Below are 23,965 nucleotides of genomic sequence, written 5' to 3'. Positions count from 1 at the left end.
CCATCGTGAATTACAATCACAAAGAAATCGAAAAAAAATGGCAAAAATATTGGGCGAAGAAAAATGAATTCAACACCCATGATGAGCCGGACAAACCAAAATTTTATGCGCTAGATATGTTCCCATATCCATCTGGACAAGGTTTACATGTCGGACATCCAGAAGGCTATACGGCTACGGATATCTTGAGCCGCTTCAAACGCAGCCAAGGCTACAATGTACTGCACCCAATGGGCTGGGATGCCTTTGGTCTGCCTGCCGAACAGTATGCATTAGACACTGGAAATGATCCAGCGGAATTCACAAAGAAAAACATTGAGACCTTCCGTCGTCAAATCAATTCGTTAGGCTTCAGTTATGACTGGAATCGTGAAATCAACACGACAGACCCTGAATACTACAAGTGGACCCAATGGATCTTTACCAAGCTTTATGAAAAAGGGTTAGCTTATGAAGCTGAAGTTCCAGTAAACTGGGTACCAGAGCTTGGAACTGTGATCGCCAATGAAGAAGTCATTGACGGCAAAAGCGAACGGGGCGGCTATGATGTGATCCGCAAACCGATGCGCCAATGGATGCTGAAAATCACGGCATATGCTGATCGTTTGTTGGACGATCTTGAAGAAGTTGATTGGCCAGAAAGCATCAAAGAAATGCAACGCAATTGGATCGGACGTTCTGTCGGAGCCAACGTAACGTTTAAAGTGGCAGGGATGGAAAAAGACTTTACCGTCTTTACGACTCGCCCAGATACCTTGTTTGGTGCGACCTACGCCGTATTGGCGCCAGAGCATGAGCTAGTGGCCCAAATCACTACCCCTGAACAAAAAGCAGCCATTGATGCCTATGTAGAAGAAGCGTCGAAAAAATCTGATTTGAACCGAACAGATTTGGCCAAAGAAAAAACCGGTGTCTTCACTGGTGCCTATGCCATCAATCCCGTGAATGGCAAAGAGATCCCGATCTGGATCGCCGATTACGTTTTGGCTTCTTATGGAACAGGTGCGATCATGGCGGTTCCTGCCCATGACGAACGTGACCACGAATTTGCCAAAACATTTGGCTTAGAGATCATTCCTGTATTGGCAGGGGGCAACGTGGAAGAATCTGCCTATACCGAAGATGGACTGCATATCAATTCAGACTTTTTGGATGGGCTAGACAAAGAGACTGCCATCGAAAAAATGGTCGCATGGTTGGAAGAAAACCATGTTGGGAAAAAAGAAGTCAGCTATCGTCTTCGCGATTGGTTGTTTTCTCGTCAACGGTATTGGGGGGAACCAATCCCAATCATCCATTGGGAAGATGGGACGACTACGACGCTTCCTGAAGATCAGCTGCCGTTGCGTTTGCCAAAAACCGACAATATCAAACCAAGCGGTACTGGTGAATCGCCATTAGCCAATGTCACGGATTGGGTCAATGTCACCGACCCTGAAACTGGGAAAAAAGGACGTCGGGAAACCAATACGATGCCGCAATGGGCTGGAAGTTCCTGGTATTTCTTACGTTTTATCGATCCTCATAATAAGTCTGTTTTGGCAGACTACGATAAATTGAAACGCTGGATGCCAGTCGATATTTATATCGGTGGCGCAGAACACGCTGTCTTGCACTTGCTTTATGCTCGCTTCTGGCATAAATTCTTGTATGATATCGGTGTCGTGCCAACGAAAGAACCATTTGAAAAATTGTTTAACCAAGGGATGATCCTTGGGGAAAACAATGAAAAAATGTCGAAATCCCGCGGCAATGTCGTTAATCCTGATGATGTCGTCAACCAATATGGGGCGGACACCTTGCGTTTATATGAAATGTTTATGGGCCCACTGGATGCATCGATCGCTTGGAATGAGAATGGTCTTGAAGGCAGTCGCAAATTCTTGGATCGCGTGTGGCGCTTGATCGTCGATGAAAATGGCAAAATGCGCGACCGCATCACGACATTCAACGATGGCAAATTGTCGAAAGTGTACCATCAAACAGTTAAGAAAGTGACGGAAGATTTTGAGCAGCTGCACTTCAATACGGCGATTTCCCAATTGATGGTCTTCGTCAATGAAGCCTATAAAGCCGATGCCTTGCCTTACGAATATGTCGAAGGATTTGTGCAGCTATTGGCTCCGATCGCACCGCATATCGGGGAAGAGCTCTGGTCGATCCTCGGAAATGACAATGGGATCTCCTATGTGCCATGGCCAACCTATGACGAAAGTGCCCTAGTGGAAGATGAGATCGAAGTCGTCTTTCAAGTCAATGGCAAAGTTCGTGCCAAAGCAATGGTGCCAGCGGATGCCGAAAAAGCAGTGCTTGAACAATTGGCGCAAGAAAACGAACTTGTCCAAGAACAGCTCCAAGGAAAAACGATCCGCAAAGTGATCGTCGTACCGAATAAATTGGTCAATATCGTTGCAAACTAAACGCTAAAAAAGTAGCTGCCTAACAGATCGACAGTCTGTTAGGCAGCTTTTTGGTAGCGACAAAGAAAAAAAGTGTTACTGAGTGGTTCTCAGCAACACTTTTTTGTTATTTTTTGCGAATGATCCCATAGAACAAAGCGGCTGTTGCGACCAATGGAATCAAGATCACTAATAGAAAGCCGTTTGGATACGTAGCGCGAGTGAAAATTTCTGATGAAGCATCATTTCCGCCAAATAGATGATTGGAAATCATGAACTGAGCCATCATAGCAACGATTGCGACAAAACCAATTGCAGCACCAGTACCGACGAATAATTTTTTCTTTGCGTTGTTCATTACATTTGCCCCTTTTATAGTCTCTATGTATCATTATACAAAATTTGGATACGTGTTCAATCTGATTTTGTCAAATAATTGATTCGTAATACACTTGAAATGTTTCTGACATATTTAAGCGCCAAAAAAGCCAAAATTCCACTTGTTAGCGATCATATTATTCGCTGATCCTCACGGACTCTCGTATAATAAAGAAAGAGAAAAGAAAGAGGGGACTTACATGGAGTATCAATCATTTGAAGGCCAAACGGCTTTTTTTGAAGATTATGCACGGATTGCCAAACCTGGCTATGAGGAAGAGGCAGTCACTGCCGATGTCTTGGAACAGTTGAATCAACAATTAACAGAAGAAGAGCTGTTTTACCGTTTAGCAGCCGAAGATGCCAAAGAAGGGCAAGTCTTTTTGTTTCCTTTCAGCAAGCGAATGTTTACCGAAGACCTTGACGCTGCCATTTCAACAGAATTCCGTTATGATGGCGCACCCTATGTCTATGAGACTTACGAAGACGAACAACCTTAATCACGCAGAAAAAAGCTTTCAGATGATTTAACCGATCATCTGAAAGCTTTTTTGGTTGAGGCATTGCTATTAATGCTTGGCTTGCTGCTGCGCTAAGGTCAAGTCACCAATGTAAGGGACTTTTTTTCCGGCAACTTTCAAGTATTGTTCGGCACCTTTGCCCGCAATAATCACGATATCACGACTGTCTGCTTCAGCGATCGCCGATTTGACGGCTTGTTCCCGATCCATCTCAAGAATGACGGCAACTTCAGGATTGATGATAGCGTCGGCGATCTCTTGGGCAATCGCCGATGCTTCTTCAAAATCAGGATCATCGCTAGTCAGATAGACTTTGTCCGCATATTCTCCTAGCGCTCGTCCCATATCTGCTCGGCGAGATTGGGCTTTGCCACCCGCACTACCAGTGACAAAAAGCAGGCGGCCATCTGGGCGCAATTGACGGGCAAGTTCACTTAATGATTGGAAGCTAAGGTAATTGTGGGCATAATCAACAATCATGACTGCCCCATTTTCTTTTTCTAAAACGATCATTCGTCCAGGGATGATCACTGTCGGCAGGACTTTCTGGGCGTCCTCACGAGAGGCACCCGCTAAGCAGGCAGCCAAAATCGCCGCTGCGGCGTTCTCATGGTTGAAAGAACCTAAGAGCCCCAGTTGATATTCACCAGAGACTTGCAAGACATCAGAAGTAGCTGTCAGGGCAAAACTCTTTAGGTCCATTCCTTCTTGAACGACATAATCGGCGTCTGAACGTCCGTAGGTGATATAAGGAACTTGATGGACTTCACAAGTTTCTCGCAGCAAGTGGTAGTGATCACTTTGCCGATTTAAAATCATTTGTTTGCTGTTGCGGATCAGTTCCCGTTTGCAGTAAAGGTAATCATCATAAGTCGGGTGTTCCACCGGTCCAATGTGGTCAGGCGAAATATTCAAGAACGCGCCAATATCAAAGGTAATACCGGCGACCCGTTTGGTTTTATAGGCTTGGGAAGAAACCTCCATCACAAGATGGGTCAGGCCGTTTGCGACAGCCTCAGCCATCATTTTATAGAGATCCAGTGTTTCGGGGGTCGTTAACACTGCTTCATTAAAGGTTTTTCCATCGACTGAGTTTTCCTCAGATGAAAAGAATGCTACTTTTTGACCCGTCGATTCTGCTAAAATCGCCCGAGCAAAATAGGCGCAGCTGGTTTTGCCTTTTGTGCCAGTGATGCCGATGGTCACCAGCTGTTCTTGCGGGTTGCCATAAAACGCTTGGGCGATCACTGCCATCGTTTCTCGAATGTCCGTAACAATGATCCCGTAGGTTGCGAAGCTGTCATAAGGTGTTTCTGAAATGTAGCATTGAATGCCTTGGTCAATGGCGGCAGCCAGGTAGCTTTCTTTAAAAGAAGCCCCTTTACAGAAAAAAAGCGTCGCCGCATCGGCTGTTCGCGAGTCGTAGCTTAATGAGGTAAAGGCAAGATCAGTCATTTCTTGCGGCACGGTATAAACCCAATCAGTGGGGGTGATGATTTCTTTCAATAGGTTTTCCTGCAATAAGAGCTTGCGGATCTGGGGCACGGTAATGAGTTCCTTTTGCATCGTTGTTCTCCTTCATTCCTCTAAAGATTTCTCTTATTATAGCATAACTCCTAAAAACCGCCGTTTGGGAGAGAAAAGTTTTCTTTTTTTTCTCCTTATTTTGAAGAAACTTTAAGATGTTGCAAAAATAGATTGCGACCAACCCTTTTTCGAATTAAAATGGAAGGGATATGTTTGTAGAAAGTTGGAGATAATGGCGATGGATAATCACATGCGTTCAGTGTCAAAAGAATTAACTACACAAGAAAAAATGGCTCAAGGATCTGCTTGGATGACGATGGGAAATATCGGCTCACGTTTGCTTGGCGCCATTTACATTTTACCCTGGTATTATTGGATGGGGGCAAATGCTGATAAAGCAAATGCGTTATTTGGAATGGGCTATAATGTTTACGCCTTATTTTTAATGATCTCCACTGCGGGGATCCCATCGGCAATTGCCAAACAGATTTCTTTTTATAATTCTCGCCAAGAATACCGCACGAGCCAGAAACTCTTTTTAAGAGCCTTCCAATTGATGGCAGGCTTTGGCGTGGTGACCGCCGGCATCATGTATTTGGCAGCCCCATGGTTGGCAACGGCTTCAGGTGGCGGGGAAGAATTGATTCCTGCAATGCGCTCATTGAGCATTGCACTATTGGTCTTTCCTTGTATGAGTGTCATGCGAGGATACTTCCAAGGGAATCAAGACATGAAACCTTTTGCGATCTCGCAAGTGGTGGAACAAATCGCCCGCGTCTGCTATATGCTTTTGGCGACCTTCATCATTATGCGGGTCATCGAAGGCGAATACACGGCAGCAGTGACGCAATCGACTTTTGCCGCCTTTATTGGTGTCTTAGCAAGTATTTTGGTTTTAGGCTATTACTTCCAAAAGCAACGGGTGCGGATGGATGTCTTAGTCGATATGAGCAAAGAAGAAACCGTGCTGCAAACCAAAGAATTGGTTTTAGCGACCATCAAAGAAGCGATCCCTTTTATTATCGTTGGTTCTGGGATCACGATTTTAAAATTGGTGGATCAGTACACCTTTGTACGGATCATGAGTAGTTTTACTGAATTTTCAAATGACCAGCTCTTAGAATTAATGGCGATTTTCGGTAGCAATCCTGATAAGTTGACGATGGTCGTTATCGGATTAGCTACTTCCATGGCTTCAACAGGCTTGCCTTTGATCAGTGAAGCAGTCGCCAAAAAAGACAAAAAGAACTTAGCAAAATTGATCAGCAACAACTTGCAATTGTATTCCTTTGTAATGTTCCCAGCGACCTTTGGGATGATCGTACTGTCTTATCCCCTATATACCTTGTTTTATCGCCCAGATGCGTTAGGGGCGAGCGTCCTAGTCGCTGCCTGTCTGTCTGGACTGGTCTTAGGCTTGTTTATGCTTAGTTCCAGTATGCTTCAAGGAATGTACCACAACAAAGAAGCCGTTATTTTCTTCTTTGTAGGATTACTGGTGAAAGTGATCTTGCAATACCCAGCGATTCGGTTGTTCCAAGTTTACGGCCCATTGGTTTCCACCACGATTGCTCTAGGGATCGTCTGCTGGCTAAATATTCGCAAGATGATTCGCAAAGGCCATTTCAATGTAAACTTGACGTTGCGACGGACGTTATTGATTGGCGCGATGACGATCATTATGGTGATCGCAGCGTTGATCGCTCGTCAACTCTTTGGGCTTGTCCTCAGTTCTGAAAGAAAAGTTCAAGCCTTTATCTTGAGCTTGCTAGTAGCAGGAGTCGGTGGCAGTGTGTACATCTACATTGCGCTGAAATTACGTTTAGCTGAAAAACTGCTCGGCTCATCAATGGTTCGTTTGCGCCAGAAATTACACATCAAATAAAACCAGAAGCAGTCGCTGAGCCTCCATTGCGAGACCTTGGCGGCTGTTTTCCATGAAAGGAAGAAAGCAATGCGTTTAGACAAGTTTTTAGCGGATATGGGCTATGGCTCCCGTAAAGAAGTGAAGCAGTTTATCAAAAAAGGCCTCGTGACCGTCAATGGACAAGTCATCAAGAGTGACAAAACGCACGTTCAAGAAACACAAGATACCGTTTGTTTTGAGGGGGAACCCATCGTCTATCAAAGCCAGTTTTATTATTTACTAAATAAACCCGCTGGAGTGATTTCGGCAACCGTCGATTCCTATGAAGAGACGGTCTTAGATTTGTTTTCTGAAGAAGCGTTTCGCGAAGATTTGTTTCCAGTAGGACGGTTGGATAAAGACACCGAAGGCTTTTTGCTGATTACGAACGATGGCGGATTGGCGCATCAATTATTGTCGCCTAAGAAGCATGTGGAAAAAGAATATTATGCCCAAGTCGAGGGAATCATGACAGCGGAGGATCAAAAAACCTTTGCCAAAGGCATCAAATTAGACGGCGAGTGGACCTTGCCGGCTGAACTGCAGATCCTCAACGTCGATGAAGAAGAAACGCGCAGCGAAATCAAACTGATTCTCCATGAAGGCAAGTTTCATCAAGTCAAACGGATGGTCCAGGCAGTAGGAAAAGAAGTCGTTTATTTGAAACGGATTCGCATGGGAGGCCTGTCCCTGCCAGATGATTTGGCATTAGGCGAGTATCGGGAATTAACTCCTGAGGAATTGGCGAAGCTGCAAGAGCGAGGATAAGACGATCGGCGAGCTAAAGAAATTCTTATAAAAGTTGTTATTCGGCTGCAATATTTGTAAAAAAAGCCCGTTTTATAGGTGATTTACATGAAAATTTGCAACAATAGACTTTAAACTGTTGGAAAAACCCTCTTTTTTTTCATGAATAAGCATGTTACAGTAGCCAAGCTACTAAAAAAAGAAGGAGTTACCTCATTGAAGAAAAAGATTTTTTTATTGCTCGCCCTTACGTTGCCGCTTTTCCAGCCAGCTGTCAGTTATGCTGCTGAAACCAAGAGCAGCGAGGAACTGACGGTTTTGACCACAGAACTAGCCTCTTATGAAGAAGAAGTCACCACTAGCCAACAGAAAGTCACAGCGCTGGAAAGTCAATTAGCAGATTATCAGGAAGAATTAAACCAATTGGCAGAAGAAAGCAAGGAAGTTCAAACGCAGATCGCTGCTCTGAATGACCAAAAAGCCCAGCACCAAGGAAGCCAAGCGCAAAGCAGCCTGGTAGTCGATGGACCGCAAGCCACGATCCAGCAACTACGCAAGTTTAGTGAAACACAAGCAGCTTTACGGGAAGTGAACCAACAGTTGGCGGAAAAAGAAGCCCAACAACAACGTATCACTTCGTACCAAACCTTGACGCAAGCCCAATTAGTACATAGTAAAGAACAACTAGCAACAGCCAAAAATGAATTGCAGAACCAACAAGAACAGCTGCAGCAAACGCAAGCGCAAGTACAAGACTTGCAAGAAAAAGTGGACAAAGAAGCAAAAGCCGCTGAAGAAGCAAAACAAAAAGCCAAAGAAGCAGCAGAGAAAGCGGCAGCCAGTGAATTTTCACTGCCAATCACGGGCTCCGTGTCGATCTCCAGCGGTTTTGGTACTCGAGCTGACCCAACTGGTTTTTCAGGGACGCAGCATGACGGGATCGACTTCACAGGTCAAGCGGGGGAGAAGATCGTCGCCGCTCGTGATGGACAGGTAGAAGATGCTGGCTATGGCCCAAGCACTGGAAACTACGTGATTTTGGCTCACGATAACGGCTTTTACTCGTATTATTTTCATTTAACAGCTGTCAGTGTCTCGAAGGGGGCGACCGTTGCAGTCGGCGACCAAGTCGGTACGATGGGGACGACTGGAAACTCGACTGGTGTCCATCTGCACTTTGGATTGAGTAAGACGTTGTGGTCAGAGTTCGTTGATCCAGCAGCTTACTTGCCGCTATAAGCCAAAGCTCCGAGTAGAAACATTGAAAACAATCATCTGAAACCAAAAAGCATGACTGACAAGAGGGGTTCCTCAAGTCATCATGCTTTTTTTTGTTTACCACAAGCCCGGTTGAGCGATGATCACTAACTGTTCTTTGGTAAAGGGATGCTCTAGATGCAATTCGTAGCCATGCAGCAGCAAACGCGGCGCTGGTTTGTTTTGGTAAAGCGGGTCACCAACGACTGGATGACCGATGCTGGCAAGGTGGACGCGAATCTGGTGCGTCCTCCCCGTATCTAACACACAATATACATCGGTCGTCTTTTGTTGGGCGTGGGCGATGGTTACATGGGTGACGGCGGACTGACCGTTGCGGGGGTCAATGATCCGCTTGCGCCGATCGTGACGGTCACGACCGATTTTTTTGGCGATCGTTTGATCTTGCGTAAGTTTGCCCCAAACCGTGGCTTGATAGCGGCGGAAAATCTGTTTGTTTTCCAACATTCGGCCCAAGATCGGCAACACCAAGGGATTTTTTGCGAATAAAACGACACCGCTGGTTTCTTTGTCTAGACGATGGACCACATAAGGCTGCTGCTGTTTCGGCGCAAGGTAAGCAGCTGCATCATTCAACAGGGTATCTGCTTCTAATGGCTGATTGGGGTGCGTCTTGACCCCGGCTGGCTTGTTCAGTACCAATAAGTGCTCATCTTCAAAAAGTACGTCGACTTTGTCTGCTTGGCCTAACTGGATCGGCTGGTAGCTGTAATCACTGTCTTCAATGATCAAAGTGATTTGATCGCCGCCACGAACTTCTTGATGAAACATCGCAGGCTGCTGATTGACGGCCACATTTTTCCGTGTGCGCAGAAAATGGCGCACTTTTCGTGGGACGAGCCACTCCTGTTCCAACAACTCGCGAAGCGGCATGGGCGGGTGATTTTCGGGTAAAGTCATGGTGTATTCCATAAGAACGTCCTTTCTTTGCTGTTCGCTACCGACTATTATAGCATCTTTAAGCTTTTCTTATAAAAAAAACAATAAAAAACAGAGTATTCAATGCTAGAATAATAAAGCATTCTTTTCGAATGAAATTACGTCTAGAGCCGTATAACAAAGAAAGTCATTTATGCTACACTTAACCAAAGGAGCGTGAAGTAATGGATTGGAAGCACATCCTTCACAAAATAAAAACCGGTTGGCTGACCTTTTGGCGCTGGTTAAAACCATATTTGCAGCAATTTCATCAATGGCGCAAACGGGTTTGGAAAAAATACCACGTAAATAAAATTTTTATTTTACTTAGTTTAGTTGCTATTTTAATCATGAGCGGGTATTTGTTTTATATCGCCAAAAATACGAAAGTTAGTGAATTAGAGTCAGGTCTGAAAGAATCAACGGTGATTTTTGATGCCAATGGCGATGAAGCAGGGCAATTGTACTCGCAAAAAGGCACGTACGTTTCTCTTGATGCCATCTCCAGTGATGTAGTCAACGCCTTGATCTCAACCGAAGACCGCAACTTCTATAATCACCACGGGTTTGATATCAAGGGGATCGCTCGGGCAGCCCTACGCATGCTGGTTAACCGCAGTGCCGAAGGCGGTGGGGGAAGTACCATCACCCAACAGCTTGCCAAAAATGCCTATTTGTCCTTGGATCAAACCTTTAGTCGAAAAGCCAAGGAGCTTTTCTTAGCGATCGAGATCGAGAAGAAATATTCCAAAGATGAGATTTTGGAAATGTATTTGAACAGTTCCTATTTCGGTAACGGGGTTTGGGGCATTCAAGATGCCTCGCTAAAATATTTCGGTGTCAATGCTTCTGAACTAAGCGTGGGAGAAGCTGCGACGTTGGTGGGGATGCTCAAAGGTCCTTCGATCTATAACCCAATCGACAATCTGGAAAACGCCACGAACCGTCGCGATACCGTCTTGAGTTTGATGGTGGATAACGGCAAGTTGGACCAGTCCGTTGCTGACCAGGAATCACAAGTTGCCTTAGCCAATTTACTGTATGATGGATTTGGCAATTCAGAATCTGGCTATAAGTATCCTTATTATTTCGATGCGGTCATCGATGAAGCCGAATCTTATGGGTTGGACGCCGATGATGTCATGAATCGCGGCTACAAGATCTATACAGCGCTGGATCAAAACTACCAAGCGCAAATGGAAGCTGCCTATAAAAACGATGCCTTGTTCCCTGAAAATGCCGCTGATGGCACGATGGTGCAATCTGGCTCTGTCGCACTTGATCCGAATACCGGTGGGGTGCAAGCGGTGGTGGGTCGTCGTGGCGAGCACGTCTTTAGAGGCTTTAATTTTGCCACGCAAATGAAACGTTCACCAGGCTCCACGATCAAACCAATCAGCGTCTTCGCCCCTGCCCTAGAAGCTGGGTTTGAACCCGATAGTATCCTGAAAGACGAGCCCCTTGATTTTTATGATGCTCAAAACTTTGATGGGACCTATGCTGGCGAAGCAGTCATGTATCAAGCCCTCGCCCAAAGCTTGAATCTGCCAGCAGTTTGGCTGCTGCATGAGATCGGCTTAGATCGCGGGTATAGCAAAGCACAAGAATTCGGTCTTTCCTTGACCGAATCCGACAAATATTATGGTTTAGCATTAGGTGGTTTGGAAAAAGGGGAATCACCCATGACGATGGCAGCAGCGTATGGCGTTTTCGCAAATGGTGGGTATTACTACAAACCGCATTTGATCACCAAAATCGTTGATTCAACTGGTGCCGTGATCGTTGACAATACGTCTGTGCAAGGCAAACGGGTGATTTCTAAAGAGACCGCTGATAAAATGACGAGCATGATGCTGGGCACCTTTTCTAACGGGACGGGTGTTAGTGCTAGTCCGTACGGCTTTACGATCGCCGGTAAGACGGGTACGACAGAGACCAACTTTGATGCTTCTAAGGTCAATGACCAATGGATCGTCGGCTATACCCCTGATATGGTTCTGTCAACCTGGTTAGGATTTGAGCATGTGAGTGAAGATCATTACTTAACGGGAACTAGCGGACAAGTCGTTGGGAAAATATTTAAAGCAGAGGCCGAAAGCTTACTGCCTTATAGTCAAGGCACCCAATTCCAAGTTGCAGACGCTTATTGGACAGGCGGAAAATTAATGGCAGCCGATGAGGTACCAGATCCTGATAGCAGTACGTCACAAAATGGCAATGATTGGCAACAAACCATCGATGACTTTGCCGAAAGCGCCAAAGAAGGTATGAAGGAATTCGGCAGCAAGATCAAAGAAGGAACGAAAGAATTGTTTGGCGGCTTGTGGAATTCCATTAGTGGAAATTAAAGGAATTAGGCAACTGCTAGTCTAGAACCTGAGAAGAATGGTATACTAGAAAAAAAGAGGAGGCGTCAAAATGGCAAATATTTATGATACAGCAAACCAATTAGAACGTGAATTACGGGAGTCAGAACAGTTTCAAGATTTGAAAGGTTCTTTCGACCGCTTGAAAGCAAATGAAGAAGCGTATGCGTTATTCAAAGAGTTTCAAGAGTTGCAACAAAGCCTGCAACAAAAAATGATGGCTGGCGAAGAAATGACAGAAGAAGAAGCGCAAAAAGCCCAAGAATTATCGCAAAAAATTCAACAAGACGGCATCGTTTCTGACTTGATGCAAAAAGAGCAAGCCTTCAGCTTAGTAGCCAATGACTTGAACCGCATCATCATGGGTCCTGTAAGAGATCTATACGAAGCGTAATCGCCAACAGACAAAGACCAAAGAAGCTAGTGAATCTTCAGAGAAATCGGCTGCAACTGCAAGAGCCGTTTCCAAAGAAGTTTCAAAAGCGCTTCTTTGGTTTTTTTTATGAAAAAGGCGAACAAATTTTCGTATTTTGCTGACGAAATGCCTGAGAAATGTTATGATAGAAGCATTAAGGAGGGAGAAAGAAATGCGATTTTTACATAGTGCAGACCTGCATATCGACCGGTCATTTGAAGGGGTTCATTTGTTATCTGAAAAAGTGAAGACCCAACTCCCTGCCATCAATCAAAAAATCATCCGTAATTTGGTGGATGTTGCCTTAGAAAAAGCGGTCGATTTTGTTTTGCTGGCTGGGGATACATTCCATCAAGCACGGCCGAGTCTAAAAGTGCAGCATGACTTTTTTGCCCAACTGCAACGACTAGGGGAAGCACAGATCCCAGTCTATATGATTTTCGGCAACCATGATTATTATGATCCGCAACGGTATTGGTTTGCTTTTCCAGAAAACGTCATTCTCTTTTCATCAGAAGAAGTTCAAACGGTTCAAGGAACAACGAAAAACGGTGAAACCTATGCAATCAGTGGATTTAGCTACCAACATCCTTGGATCGCTGAAAATAAAGTAACAGAATTTCCCGCAAGAGCAGCGGTGGATTACCATATTGGGCTTTACCACGGGGATCAAGCCGGTGAACGGTATGCCCCCTTTTCAATCAGTGAAATGAAGCAAAAAGGCTATGATTATTGGGGCTTGGGGCACATCCATGTACCTAAGACGCTCTCAGAGCAGCCGCCGATCTTCTATCCCGGTACACCCCAAGGAAAGACCAAGAAAGAACAGGCGACTGGGGTGATTTTGGCAGACTTAACGCCGCAAGGATCAACGATCGAGCGCTTGGAGATCGCTGAGATCGCTTGGCAAAAGCAAGTGGTCTCCTTAGCGGATGTGACCGCCTCGAATGCCGTATTGCCAGCGATCATCGAGCGTTTAAAAAGTCCTCGTTCGCGCTTGCTGCATCTGGTGTTGACCGATGTGCAGCAGCTGCCGCCAGATTGGTTTCCAGCTGCGGAAAAAAATGAATGGCTAACCTACCTCAATGAACGGTTGGCGCAAACAGAGCCACTGCAAGTGATCTATGCCCTTGAAGTCGAGCAAGCCAATGAAGACAAGATCGCATTGGCGGTATCAGAAGATTATATGCTGCAGTTTTTAGCGATGTATGAGTCACCAGAGATGTTTGCGGACCGACTGTCGGACCTATTGCAGCATCCGCTGATCCAGCGAGGGATCACCCATGAATCATTTCAAGAAGAAGTCTTGCAGCAAGCTAAACAATTGTTGAAAGACGACTTTCAATGGGAGGAGCAGTCATGAAAATTTTAAAAGCAGAGATTACCGGTTTTGGGAAATACCATGAACAAAGTTTTGCCTTTCATCCGCAAAATCAGCTGCTCTTTGGGCACAATGAGATCGGAAAATCGACGTTGTATCAATTTATTGCCGCCATCTTGTTTGGCTTTCCGAAAAAGACAGCCAAGAAAAAAGACTATACCCCCAAAAACGGTGCTGCTTACGGTGGCAAGTTATGGTTGGCGCTGGAACCCTTCGGCGAAGTGATCGTCGAACGCTATCGGCAAGTGGACCGTGGTCGTGCCAAAGTCCATGTCGCTGGTCAGACGGTTGATGAGCAATGGCTGGCACAACACTTGCAGCCCCTCAATCGAGCGTTGTTCTTCGATGTCTTTACTTTTCAGCAAGAGCAATTGACCCAGATCGATAAGCTAGAAGAAAATGAGCTGCACCAAGCGTTGATTTCTCTAGGGATCAGCGGCAGTCAAAAAATGCTGCAGCAAGTGGCGCAATATGAAACCACCAATCAGCAGCAATACAAGCCGCGGGGGCAAAAGCTGCCTTTGAACCAGGCGTTAAAACAATTAGAAAAACTGCAAAAAACGATTGCGGAAAAAGAAAGCGAAGAAAGCCGTATCCAACAGCAGTATCAGCAGATCGCCCAGCTGCAAGAACAGATCCAAGACTTGCGACACCAGTATCAAGCATTGAATGACGCCTATCAGGAAAATCAGCAGCAGCTGAGTCATTGGGGTCTTTATGAAGAGTGGCAGCAAATGGCACCAGCAGATACGTTAGCCGATCCTCAGCAAGTCCAAGCCATCAAACAGTTTTATCAGCAGTATCAGCAGCTGACGGAAGAAATTCGCAAAAAAGAAGCTGAATTAGATCAGTTGGAGCAAGGAAAAGAATCAGATAAGTATTTCTTTTATCTTGATCATGAGCACCAAATCCATCACTTGCTGCAGCAGCAAGTGACGATGGCGCGTTTGGCAGATCGTGAAGCAGCGGCCAATCAACAAGAAGCCGTCGCTATCACGGAGCTGAATCGCTTGATTGAAAAGCGCCAATGGAGCAGAGAATCGCCGCCGCTAGTAACGGCTTCGATCCATGAACAAACCACACGTTTACTACAAGAACGTGTGCAGTTAGAAGAGCTCGAAAAGCGCATGATGCGTTTAGAAGAAAAAGCGCAGCCTTTGCAAGCCACCGCAGCTCGCTTAGAGCAGCAGCATCCTCAATTGATTGGCCGCAAGCCGGTTTCTCGCCCGCTATGGCCGCTAGGAATCGTCGGTGGGCTGCTAGCAGTGATCGGTATCTTTTTGCCGAGTCCCTGGCGCTGGCTTGCATTAGGTGCGGGGATCGCAGCGATCATCGGCAGTGTTTTACCGCTGATGAAAGCAGCGCCAAACAAGCAGCAAGGCATCAAGCAAGAATGGCAGACGATCCTCATGCAGCTGGATCTACTGGGAGAAGAGTTGGCACAACTGGAAAATGAACAGCAGCAAAAGCAGCAGCAGATCGATCGTGCCTACCAAGCGTTGACCCCCTTTTTTGGTGATTTGCCGGTGGAAAGCTGGCAGGCGTATCTATTGGCCTATGATGAAGATGTTGCTAGCTATCAAGCCTACTCACAACAACGCAAACAAGCCTATCAAGAACGACAAGCCGTCGCAGAAGAACTGGCCCCCTTTGACGAGCAGTTCCGTCCGTATGCGGAGTGGCTGCCGCTGCAAAACAAAACAGTGTTAGAAAAAGCGGCGATGTTGCAGAAGTTTCATGAAGAGATGCAAACGATCAAGCTTTCGCGGTTGCAACAACCTAGCACGTTACTGGCCCAACAATTGACTCGTACCCGCAACGAACGCGACCAGCTGTTTGCCCAAGCCAGTGCGCTCTTGCAGCAGCAAGGCTTAGATCACCCCGCAGAAATCAGCCTCTGGTTGAAGCAATGGGAAGCGGCGCAACGCACGCAGCAGCGAGCAGAAGAATTGGCGGAGATGTTAACACCGATCTATCCCAAACCAGTGACACAAGCAGAATTGCTGCAGCAAAAAGACCAGATCAAGCAGCAGCAAACACAGCTTCAAGCACAAATACAGCAGTTGACAGAGCAAAAACAGCGCTTGGAATTAGAAGCAGCAGCCAGTCAAAAAAACGGCACCTTGAATCAGCTTTATCAAGAAGAAAGTGAGCTAAAGGCGGTCATTGAAGAACTTGCTGTGGCATGGGGGAGTCGTCAGTTGGCGGCTTCAATTTTGACGGATGTCACGACCGAATTGTCAGAACAGCAATTGCCGCAGCTATTGTCAGCCGCTTCGACTTATTTTGAACAGCTTTCAAACGGACGTTATCAAAAGATTCTTCTGGAAAATGGTCTGTTAGTAGCGGCAAATGCCAGCGAGACCTTTTCGATCATCGACTTGTCCACAGGCACGAAGGATCAGTTGATCATGGCGTTACGTTTCGGTTATCTAGCGCTGCAAAAAAATCATCCGTTGTGTCCAATCATTATTGATGATGGTTGGTTGCATTATGACAGTGTTCGTAAGGAACGCTTCGCCGCGCTGTTAAAAGAGTTTGGACAAAGTTATCAAGTAATTTGTTTGTCTTCTGACCAAGAAATGGTAAGCTATTATCAGAAGTACCAGCAGCCTATCCAGGATCTGAGTAAAGGAAGTGAAAGATTTGGCTGATCGGCCAAATAAGCCCATGAAAAAAATTCGTGAATTAACTGTTGATGAAACGTTTCAACTTTTCTTACTGATTAAGAATGCCGATGTACGAATCGCGAAAAACGGCAAAAAGTTTATTGCCTTCACCTTTCAAGATACATCCGGCACGATCGACGGAAAGTTCTGGGATGCATCAGATGAAGAAATCGCCCGTTTTGAACCCGGGAAAGTAGTACTGCTAGATGGGAAACGGGAAGTCTACCAAGGCAATCCCCAAGTCAAAATCATGCATTTGCGCTTAGCGAAGCCGGAAGAACCTCATGAACCAAGCCAATACATGGAAAAAGCGCCCTTGCGAAAAGAAGAGATGGAAGAAGAAATCAGTCAAACCTTGTTTGAGATCACAAATCCTCACTGGAATCGCATCGTCCGTTTCTTGTTGAACAAGTATAAAAAGGAATTCTTTGACTTTCCAGCTGCAAAGCGCAATCACCATGCCTTCGCCAGTGGATTGGCGTATCATACGACAACTATGCTGCGGTTAGGAAAAGCGATCGTCAAAGAATACCCTGAATTAAATGCGTCACTGTTGTATGCGGGCATTATTTTGCATGATTTAGGAAAAGTAATCGAGTTGACAGGTCCCATGACGACAGAGTATACCTTAGCAGGGAATCTAGTAGGGCATCTCGTCTTAGTGGATGAAGAAATCACACAAGCCTGTATTGCTTTGAAATTTGATGATAAAGAAGAAGATATCGTTGTTTTGCGGCATATGGTCTTAGCTCATCACGGGTTGCTAGAATATGGGTCACCTGTTCGGCCCCGCATAATGGAAGCAGAAATCCTCCATCAGATCGATAACTTGGATGCTTCCATGCAAATGATGCTGACGTCAATCCGTTTAACGGAACCTGGTCAATACACGGATCGTATTTTTGGCATGGACAATCGGAGTTTTTATGTACCGAAAGAAGTGTAGCAGCGACGTTGCAGCACGATCAACCAAAGTGAATGACGGAAAGAACAAAAACCACGCTAGGCTTGCTTAGCGTGGTTTTTGTTAGCTGCTGGAAAAATTTGAATCGTAGATAGAAATCTAATCGGTACAAAAAAAGAAGCGCCGCTATGAGGGCACTTCTTTTTTTATTATTCAGCAGAAGAATCTGTAGCACTTTCACTCGTTGCAGTAGAGTCATCGGTTGCATCAGTAGCAGAAGAATCTGCCGCTGAGCTGTCCGTTGCATCGGTAGCAGAAGAGTCAGCAGTTGAATCTTCTGTTTCGGCTGCTGTGATGTAATCAGAAAGCAAGTCTGCTAAGTCAGAGTCTTTCATTTTCACATTAGCTGCTTGCAATTCTTGACCGATCGTTGCTGCCACGAATGTTTGATCATTCAATAAGGTGTTTTGAGCGATCTCAGTCAAATCATCTTTGTATTTATCCATATCGTTGCCTTTGTCTTGGTTTTTCACCATTTTCACGATGTAGTATTCTGTCGTGTAAGTTGATGTGTTGGTGGCAGAGATCACTTCAGAGATTTCACCATCTTTTAAGTCAAAAGCGGCTGTTTTTACTTCATTCGGTACAGCTGATGAAGTAGAATCGAATTTGATCGTTCCGCCATCTTCTTTTGTGGCTGCATCGGTTGATTTTTCTTTGGCAATTTCACCAAAATCAGCATCATCTTTTTTCACTTCTTCTAAGACATCTTTGGCATCATCTTCACTTGCTACTTTGATGATTTGTGCCTCTACCTCTGGGTGGAAAGAATCCCATGCTGTTTTCATGTCTTCGTCAGTAATATCCATGTTGGCTTTTAAGCCTTCACGTAAAGCAAGTTGTTGCTTCAATTCTGCCCGGTAAGACTTCACCGTATAACCAGAGGCAGTCAAGGTTGATTCAAAGGAATCATTCCCACCGTATTGTTCAGCCATATTGTTGAATTGCTCATCGATCATGTCTTCGGTAACATCATCACCATATTTTTCAGTAAAGACTTTTAAGACGATCATTTGACGCAACGCATTTTGGTTTTCTGAACTTGTTTTTGCTTGGTCATAAAAATCTTGAACAGTGATTTTACCGCCCTTCATTGTTGCGATTTCCTCACTTGAATTACCACAAGCCGCTAATGCAAAAAGACTCATTGCACTGACTGCTACTAAAATTAATTTTTTCTTCATTCGTTTAAGCACTCCTAATTCTAAAAAAGATTCATAATAATCACTGCACCTACTATACCACTTCTAGAAATGGTTGGGAAGAAAACAGTGGATGTTTCAAACAAAATTCATAAAAACTACAAATTTTCAATTTGTTTGGTATCCTCTGCGCTTTGGGCTTGAATCGTCGTGATGTGCTGATTCAACTGCTCCATTTGGGTTTTGATCCGAGCAAGGCGCGGTTGCGCTTGGAATTTGAAGGCTTCCAGATCTTTCGTAAAAGATTCGGTCACAACGGGGATGGTTTCGTCGATCGTTTTGCGGGTCACCATCACAGCATCCTTTAGCTGTTTAACGCTGTCATTGAATTCTAAGGTCGCTTCTGTCGTGTCATCTAAATAGCGAATCAATTCTTCACGAGTTTCATTGCCGCTTTTCGGTGCAAAAAGCAAACCACCTAAGCCGCCGGCGATGGAACCGAATAATAGTCCTTTAAGAAAATTGCCGATCATTTAATCCACCTGCTTTCCAATTTTTTCGGCGATTGCCGCTAGTTCTTCCCCCGTGTAGTTGTCTGCGTGATTGCCAAAATGGATCTTGAAATCATCGTCTTTGCTGTAACGAGGAATCAAATGGACATGGGAATGAAAGACCGATTGGTACGCCAATTCTTTATTGTTGTTGATGATATTTAAGCCTTCGATCTCAGGGAATGCTTTTTCGATCGCTCGAGCAATCTTAGGAATGCGGGCAAAAACCGCTGCTGCCAACGTTTCATCGTACTCAAAAATATCCGTCACATGCGTTTTGGGGATCACCAATGTATGACCCGGGGTGACTTGGGAAATATCTAAAAAGGCATAGACTTGCTCATCCTCGTAGACTTTGTAGCTAGGAATCTCACGATTGTTGATTTTACAAAAAATACAATTTTCCATTGTAAAAAAACCTCCTTGATCTAGTACCTCTACTTTACCATATTTTGCTTTTTTTCGTCTGGTTTCCTCTTTGAAAAAGTCGGAACAAGGCAACTGTTCCTTCAACAAAGGCGCTTTTTTAAAGAAATGCGAAAAGCGAGCGAGAAACGCTTGCATTTAGATTCCAACAACCCTAGACTTAATATCAGAAATCATTTGGAAAGAAGGAACCTATGAAACCGATCATTAGAGAAACCTTACAGAAAAAAACAACGACTTCAGCGAAGCTTCGCTACTTAGCCTATGCCTATAAAGAGTGGTTGATCGCGATCACGCTGTTTGTGGTGTTTGCTGGTTCAATCACTTATTCTCTGACACGTCCGCAAGAAGAAGTAGTCAATGTCGCCATTGTCACTGAAACAGCAATGGACCCTGCAGTGCAAAGTGAATTGGAAGCAGCCGTTGAAGCATGGGCGATCGACCAAGGGTATCAAAAAGAAGAGCTGAGGATCAGTCTGGTTTCTTATGCCGAACCAGCCGCTGTCCAAGCCTTTACCACCCGTCTTGCTGCTGGTGCGATCCAAATGGTCGTCTTTCCAGCCAGCGAAGCACAAACGTGGCAAGAGCGCTTTGGCAGCCAAGAACTGCCGCAAGACCCCATTACAGTGGGAGAAAACGAATTTATCTTGCAAGTTACGAATAAAGAAAAATAAATAACTGTTTTGCCAGCTGACTGAATTGAACAAAAAGAGCCTACGTTGAAAAAGTGTCGTAATTAGGTGAATCGGAGGAAAAAAATGACTTTACAAGTAGCAAACGTGACAGGCGGCTATAATCAGCTGCCAGTCTTAAAAAATATTGATTTTACGATCGGCGATGGGGAGCTCGTCGGCTTGATCGGCTTGAACGGGGCAGGAAAGAGTACGACGATCAAAGAGATCATCGGGTTACTGCAACCTCACAGCGGCACCATCACGATCGATGGCCTGACCCTGAAAGAAAACCCAGAGCAATACCGCAAACAAATCGGGTATATCCCTGAAACCCCTTCTTTATATGAAGAATTGACCTTAAGAGAGCACATCGAAGTGACGGCGATGGCCTACGATCTTCCGCAAGGAGAAGCCATGAAGCGAGCAGAACGCTTGTTAAAAACGTTTCGTTTAGAAAACAAACTCGATTGGTTCCCAGCAAATTTTTCAAAAGGAATGAAACAAAAAGTCATGGTGCTCTGTGCCTTTTTGATTGAACCAAGCGTTTACATCATCGACGAACCCTTTTTAGGATTGGACCCTTTAGCGATCAATGCATTATTGGAACTGATGAATGAGATGAAACAAACTGGAGCATCGATCTTGATGTCCACCCACATTTTAGCAACCGCAGAGAAGTATTGTGATAAATTCATTCTACTGCATAACGGTGAGATCCGCGCACAAGGGACTTTGGCGCAACTAAGAAACCAATTTCAAGCACCGGAAGCCTCCCTTGATGATCTGTACCTCGCACTGACAAAGGAGAGTCAAGCATGAAGCAGTTTTTCTCGCAACGCTTACAGCGGCATCAAAAACAGATGACACGCTATTTGCGCTATGTCTTCAATGATCATTTTGCTTTGATCAGCACCTTTTTAGTCGGAGGCCTCGGTCTTTACTATTCGGAGTTATTAAAAACATTGCCGCGGCCGTTTCCCTTAGGCGGCGTCATCGTGGTGGCTGTTTGGTTATTTGTTTTACCGTTAGGACGCTTAGCGACATTGACAAAACCGGCAGACTTGATTTTTCTTTTAGCCAAGGAAGGACAAATGACAAGTTACCTCAGCCAAGCGTTACGTTATTCCCTCTGGCTGCCCTTTGGGGTTTTATTTTTAACCGTAGGGGCAACAATGCCTTTGGTCGTGGTCACAGCAAACAGCACCTTTGCCTCATTCCCATACTTTTTAGGGATGATGTGGCTCTTAAAACTGGGGGATCTTTCACTACAACGGATCCGTTTGTATCAAGAAACCCAGCAGCAAGTCAAACAGCAGCGAGGCATCTGGTTGGTCAGTGCGCTAGTTGCTGCACTTGCTAGTATTTATGTAGTACCTTGGCTAGGGTTGGTGATCAGCATCCTCCAAGCAATCTGGTTCCTCTTTGGCGTGAAAGCTAATCGTCAGCTTTTAGATTGGGACTATATGATCCAAGCCGAACAGTCGCGCTTAATGCGGATCTATCGGTTTATCAACTTATTTACAGATGTTCCCCAAATCACGACGGAAGCCAAACGGCGCAAATACCTCGATTGGTTGCTGGCAAAGATCAAGCCATTGCACAGCAATACGTATCTCTATCTTTTCTTGCGCCGAGTGATTCGTGGTGGGCAATACGGCGGCCTTTATGTCCGGTTATCCTTGATTGGTGGGTTCGTCTTGTTCTTTGTCAATGAGCTTTGGATCAGTCTGCTGATCGGCTGCTTGTTTCTTTATCTGATCGGTTTCCAACTGATTCCTTTGATCAATGAATTTCAATACATGGTTTTGACCCATCTGTATCCCGTGCCAGAAAAACAAAAAGCCGCAGCGATCAAAAAAATTCTTGGGGCACTCTTACTGGTGACCGCAGTTCTTTTCGGCGTGATCTGTTGCTTGCGCTTGCCTTTTGTTTGGCAAGGCGGTATCGTGTTTCTTGGCTTCTTAGGGTTTGCGGGTCTCTTTTTAGGCATCTATTTACCAGGGCGATTAAAGAAAATGCATGCTTGATCCACAAGTGGCTTCTCTTACAAAAAGCGAACGCATATGCGCTTGACGGCGACCCTTTGGGAAGCTAGAATAAGAGGTACTGCGAAATAAGGAGAGAAGCTAGGATGGATATTCGCTTGGATCAAGATTGGCGTATGCGGCCGATCAAAGGCGACACCGGGAAAGCCTATATCGGGCTCAAGGACAACGACAAAGTCTTTATCAAACGAAATACGACCCCGATGCTTGCGGCACTCTCTAAAGAGGGCATTGCACCCAAACTCGTCTGGACGAAACGGACGGGAAATGGCGATACGCTCTCCGCACAAGAATGGCTGGATGGACGGGTCTTAGATCCCGATGAAATCGGCCAAAGAAATGACGTCATTGATGTGTTGTATCACTTGCATCATTCAAAAACACTGGCACAGATGCTAAGTAAAATAGGGGGACAAGTCAGATCGCCTGAACAGATGCTGATGGATTATCAGGATCAGCTGCCTTCTGCGGTCGCCCAAAACGGTTTTATTCATTTGGTCACCGAGTATTTAAAAGCTAATATTCCAGCTTTTGACGAGCAAAAAGCCGCGGTCGTCCATGGCGATGTCAATTATCGAAATTGGCTAGTTTGTCAAAATTATTTATATTTAGTCGATTGGGATTCCGTGATGTTTGCAGATCCAGCAATCGATATCGGGACTATTTTAGGTCACTATGTGCCGCTATCCAGCTGGTCTCATTGGCTGGTGCGCTATGGTATCCATAGCAGCAGCGAAGTGATCGAAAAGATTTATTGGTATGCATTGTTGAGTATGCTGCAAGAGGTCAAAAAATATTATCTGCGGGGCGATTACAAAGCCATGAATGCAGAGATTTTACAATTAAAACGAATTTATAGTGAATGAAGAGAAGATGGAGCGAGGCAATTTGGTTCCATCTTGTTTTTTCGGAAAGGAAGAAACATGAGAGTAAGAAAACGTGCAGGTGCAAAAGAGCTGATTGAAGCTCATCCACAATACGTCGTTGCAGAGCCTACCGAATGGAAAGGGCGTTGGCATGAACGCTTTGGCAATGATCATCCGCTACACATCGAAATCGGCATGGGAAAAGGCCAATTTATTACAGAAATGGCGAAAGCTCATCCCGAGATCAATTATATTGGGGTAGAGATGCAGATCAGTGTCGTTTCGATCGCATTGGATAAAATGATCGAGCAGGAGATCCCAAACTTGCAACTGCTGCATGTGGATGGTTCCGCATTGACCAACTATTTTGCGGACAATGAAGTAGACCAGATCTACTTGAATTTTTCTGATCCCTGGCCTAAGAAAAAGCATGAGAAGCGCCGTTTGACTTCCAAAGCCTTTTTAGCAGTGGACGAGCAAATTTTACGACCTAATGGCGAGATCCATTTCAAAACGGACAACCAAGGATTGTTTGAGTATTCCTTAGCGAGCTTTTCTCAATATGGCATGATCATCAAACAAGTTTGGTTGGACCTGCATAACAGTACCTTTGAGAACAATATCATGACGGAATATGAAGAAAAATTCTCCAGCCGCGGGCAGCGAATCTATCGGGTGGAAGCCCAATTTGTGGCAAAAGAACCACAGAAATAAACGAATGATGAAAGATGAAGCAAATTTGCTTCATCTTTTTTTCTATTCTCAAAGCGTTTGCGTATTTCTTTTTAGGAG

At 45.0% G+C, this 23,965-nt stretch carries 21 protein-coding genes; 15 read left to right on the top strand and 6 right to left on the bottom strand.

The genetic code is table 11. The features are described 5' to 3' along the window. Positions 1 to 5: 5 nt before the first annotated feature. Positions 6 to 2,420: a leucine--tRNA ligase gene (leuS, locus tag IGI84_RS14260; protein ID WP_077452369.1), complete on the top strand. Its 2,415-nt coding sequence runs from the start codon at positions 6 to 8 to the stop codon at positions 2,418 to 2,420. Positions 2,421 to 2,526: 106 nt separating this feature from the next. Here the strand turns inward: leuS and IGI84_RS14255 are convergent, their stop codons facing one another. Then, the gene (locus tag IGI84_RS14255) at positions 2,527 to 2,757 is read right to left on the bottom strand and encodes a hypothetical protein (protein ID WP_420681158.1); all 231 of its coding nucleotides are present in this window, start codon (positions 2,755 to 2,757) and stop codon (positions 2,527 to 2,529) included. A gap of 220 nt (positions 2,758 to 2,977) precedes the next feature. Between IGI84_RS14255 and IGI84_RS14250 the strand changes: the two genes are divergently transcribed. Then, on the top strand, positions 2,978 to 3,277 hold the full coding sequence (locus IGI84_RS14250) for a DUF5960 family protein (protein ID WP_008382014.1): 300 nt from the start codon (positions 2,978 to 2,980) through the stop codon (positions 3,275 to 3,277). A 69-nt stretch (positions 3,278 to 3,346) separates the two neighbouring features. Here IGI84_RS14250 and murE read toward each other — a convergent pair whose 3' ends face one another. Next, entirely contained in the window at positions 3,347 to 4,864 is a 1,518-nt protein-coding gene (gene murE, locus IGI84_RS14245; protein ID WP_430600468.1) for a UDP-N-acetylmuramyl-tripeptide synthetase, read from the bottom strand. Between the two features lie 199 nt (positions 4,865 to 5,063). Between murE and IGI84_RS14240 the strand changes: the two genes are divergently transcribed. From IGI84_RS14240 to IGI84_RS14230, 3 genes are all read left to right on the top strand, one after another. Next, complete coding sequence (locus tag IGI84_RS14240; RefSeq protein WP_077452367.1) at positions 5,064 to 6,710, top strand: putative polysaccharide biosynthesis protein; 1,647 nt, start codon at positions 5,064 to 5,066, stop codon at positions 6,708 to 6,710. 69 nt (positions 6,711 to 6,779) lie between these two features. Continuing rightward, the gene (locus IGI84_RS14235; protein ID WP_220426528.1) at positions 6,780 to 7,499 is read left to right on the top strand and encodes a pseudouridine synthase; all 720 of its coding nucleotides are present in this window, start codon (positions 6,780 to 6,782) and stop codon (positions 7,497 to 7,499) included. Between the two features lie 141 nt (positions 7,500 to 7,640). Then, a complete protein-coding gene (locus tag IGI84_RS14230) occupies positions 7,641 to 8,717 on the top strand; it encodes a M23 family metallopeptidase (RefSeq protein ID WP_144771238.1) in 1,077 nt (358 codons plus the stop codon). A gap of 96 nt (positions 8,718 to 8,813) precedes the next feature. Here the strand turns inward: IGI84_RS14230 and IGI84_RS14225 are convergent, their stop codons facing one another. Then, positions 8,814 to 9,668 carry an RluA family pseudouridine synthase gene (locus tag IGI84_RS14225; RefSeq protein ID WP_077452364.1) on the bottom strand — a complete coding sequence of 285 codons (855 nt, stop codon included), beginning with the start codon at positions 9,666 to 9,668 and terminating at the stop codon, positions 8,814 to 8,816. A gap of 191 nt (positions 9,669 to 9,859) precedes the next feature. Here IGI84_RS14225 and IGI84_RS14220 point away from each other — a divergent pair, with 191 nt between their 5' ends. The 5 genes from IGI84_RS14220 to IGI84_RS14200 all read left to right on the top strand — a co-directional run bounded on the left by IGI84_RS14220 (position 9,860) and on the right by IGI84_RS14200 (position 17,451). Then, a complete protein-coding gene (locus IGI84_RS14220; protein WP_220426527.1) occupies positions 9,860 to 12,022 on the top strand; it encodes a PBP1A family penicillin-binding protein in 2,163 nt (720 codons plus the stop codon). 70 nt (positions 12,023 to 12,092) lie between these two features. Next, positions 12,093 to 12,434 carry a YlbF family regulator gene (locus tag IGI84_RS14215; RefSeq protein ID WP_005227708.1) on the top strand — a complete coding sequence of 114 codons (342 nt, stop codon included), beginning with the start codon at positions 12,093 to 12,095 and terminating at the stop codon, positions 12,432 to 12,434. 193 nt (positions 12,435 to 12,627) lie between these two features. Continuing rightward, entirely contained in the window at positions 12,628 to 13,818 is a 1,191-nt protein-coding gene (locus tag IGI84_RS14210; protein WP_223273067.1) for a metallophosphoesterase family protein, read from the top strand. Beyond that, on the top strand, positions 13,815 to 16,490 hold the full coding sequence (locus tag IGI84_RS14205; protein WP_220426526.1) for an AAA family ATPase: 2,676 nt from the start codon (positions 13,815 to 13,817) through the stop codon (positions 16,488 to 16,490). Before IGI84_RS14210 ends, IGI84_RS14205 begins: the two co-directional genes overlap by 4 nt. Before the next feature lie 16 nt (positions 16,491 to 16,506). Continuing rightward, on the top strand, positions 16,507 to 17,451 hold the full coding sequence (locus tag IGI84_RS14200; protein WP_081117852.1) for a 3'-5' exoribonuclease YhaM family protein: 945 nt from the start codon (positions 16,507 to 16,509) through the stop codon (positions 17,449 to 17,451). Positions 17,452 to 17,618: 167 nt separating this feature from the next. On the opposite strand, the gene IGI84_RS14195 is transcribed toward IGI84_RS14200, so the two are convergent. From IGI84_RS14195 to IGI84_RS14185, 3 genes are all read right to left on the bottom strand, one after another. Continuing rightward, on the bottom strand, positions 17,619 to 18,653 hold the full coding sequence (locus IGI84_RS14195) for a peptidylprolyl isomerase (protein ID WP_077452359.1): 1,035 nt from the start codon (positions 18,651 to 18,653) through the stop codon (positions 17,619 to 17,621). Positions 18,654 to 18,769: 116 nt separating this feature from the next. Beyond that, positions 18,770 to 19,144: a YtxH domain-containing protein gene (locus IGI84_RS14190; protein ID WP_077452358.1), complete on the bottom strand. Its 375-nt coding sequence runs from the start codon at positions 19,142 to 19,144 to the stop codon at positions 18,770 to 18,772. Further along, complete coding sequence (locus IGI84_RS14185; protein ID WP_005227719.1) at positions 19,145 to 19,570, bottom strand: HIT family protein; 426 nt, start codon at positions 19,568 to 19,570, stop codon at positions 19,145 to 19,147. Positions 19,571 to 19,782: 212 nt separating this feature from the next. On the opposite strand from IGI84_RS14185, the gene IGI84_RS14180 reads away from it, so the two are divergent. From IGI84_RS14180 to trmB, 5 genes are all read left to right on the top strand, one after another. After that, positions 19,783 to 20,262: a hypothetical protein gene (locus tag IGI84_RS14180; protein ID WP_430600467.1), complete on the top strand. Its 480-nt coding sequence runs from the start codon at positions 19,783 to 19,785 to the stop codon at positions 20,260 to 20,262. A gap of 84 nt (positions 20,263 to 20,346) precedes the next feature. Further along, on the top strand, positions 20,347 to 21,081 hold the full coding sequence (locus tag IGI84_RS14175) for an ABC transporter ATP-binding protein (RefSeq protein ID WP_220426525.1): 735 nt from the start codon (positions 20,347 to 20,349) through the stop codon (positions 21,079 to 21,081). After that, positions 21,078 to 22,289 (top strand): ABC transporter permease, encoded by a 1,212-nt coding sequence (locus IGI84_RS14170; protein ID WP_220426524.1) that lies wholly within the window; start codon positions 21,078 to 21,080, stop codon positions 22,287 to 22,289. Before IGI84_RS14175 ends, IGI84_RS14170 begins: the two co-directional genes overlap by 4 nt. 104 nt (positions 22,290 to 22,393) lie before the next feature. Continuing rightward, the gene (locus tag IGI84_RS14165; protein ID WP_077452353.1) at positions 22,394 to 23,173 is read left to right on the top strand and encodes a phosphotransferase family protein; all 780 of its coding nucleotides are present in this window, start codon (positions 22,394 to 22,396) and stop codon (positions 23,171 to 23,173) included. A gap of 57 nt (positions 23,174 to 23,230) precedes the next feature. Then, on the top strand, positions 23,231 to 23,887 hold the full coding sequence (gene trmB, locus IGI84_RS14160; RefSeq protein WP_077452352.1) for a tRNA (guanosine(46)-N7)-methyltransferase TrmB: 657 nt from the start codon (positions 23,231 to 23,233) through the stop codon (positions 23,885 to 23,887). Positions 23,888 to 23,965 lie beyond the last annotated feature (78 nt).

The sequence above is a fragment of the Enterococcus sp. DIV0008 genome (genome assembly GCF_050542615.1).
Classification (GTDB): Bacteria; Bacillota; Bacilli; order Lactobacillales; family Enterococcaceae; genus Enterococcus_D; species Enterococcus_D innesii.
The sequence above is the reverse complement of the archived record's forward strand: the minus strand, read 5'-3'. Positions and strand labels throughout refer to the sequence as shown.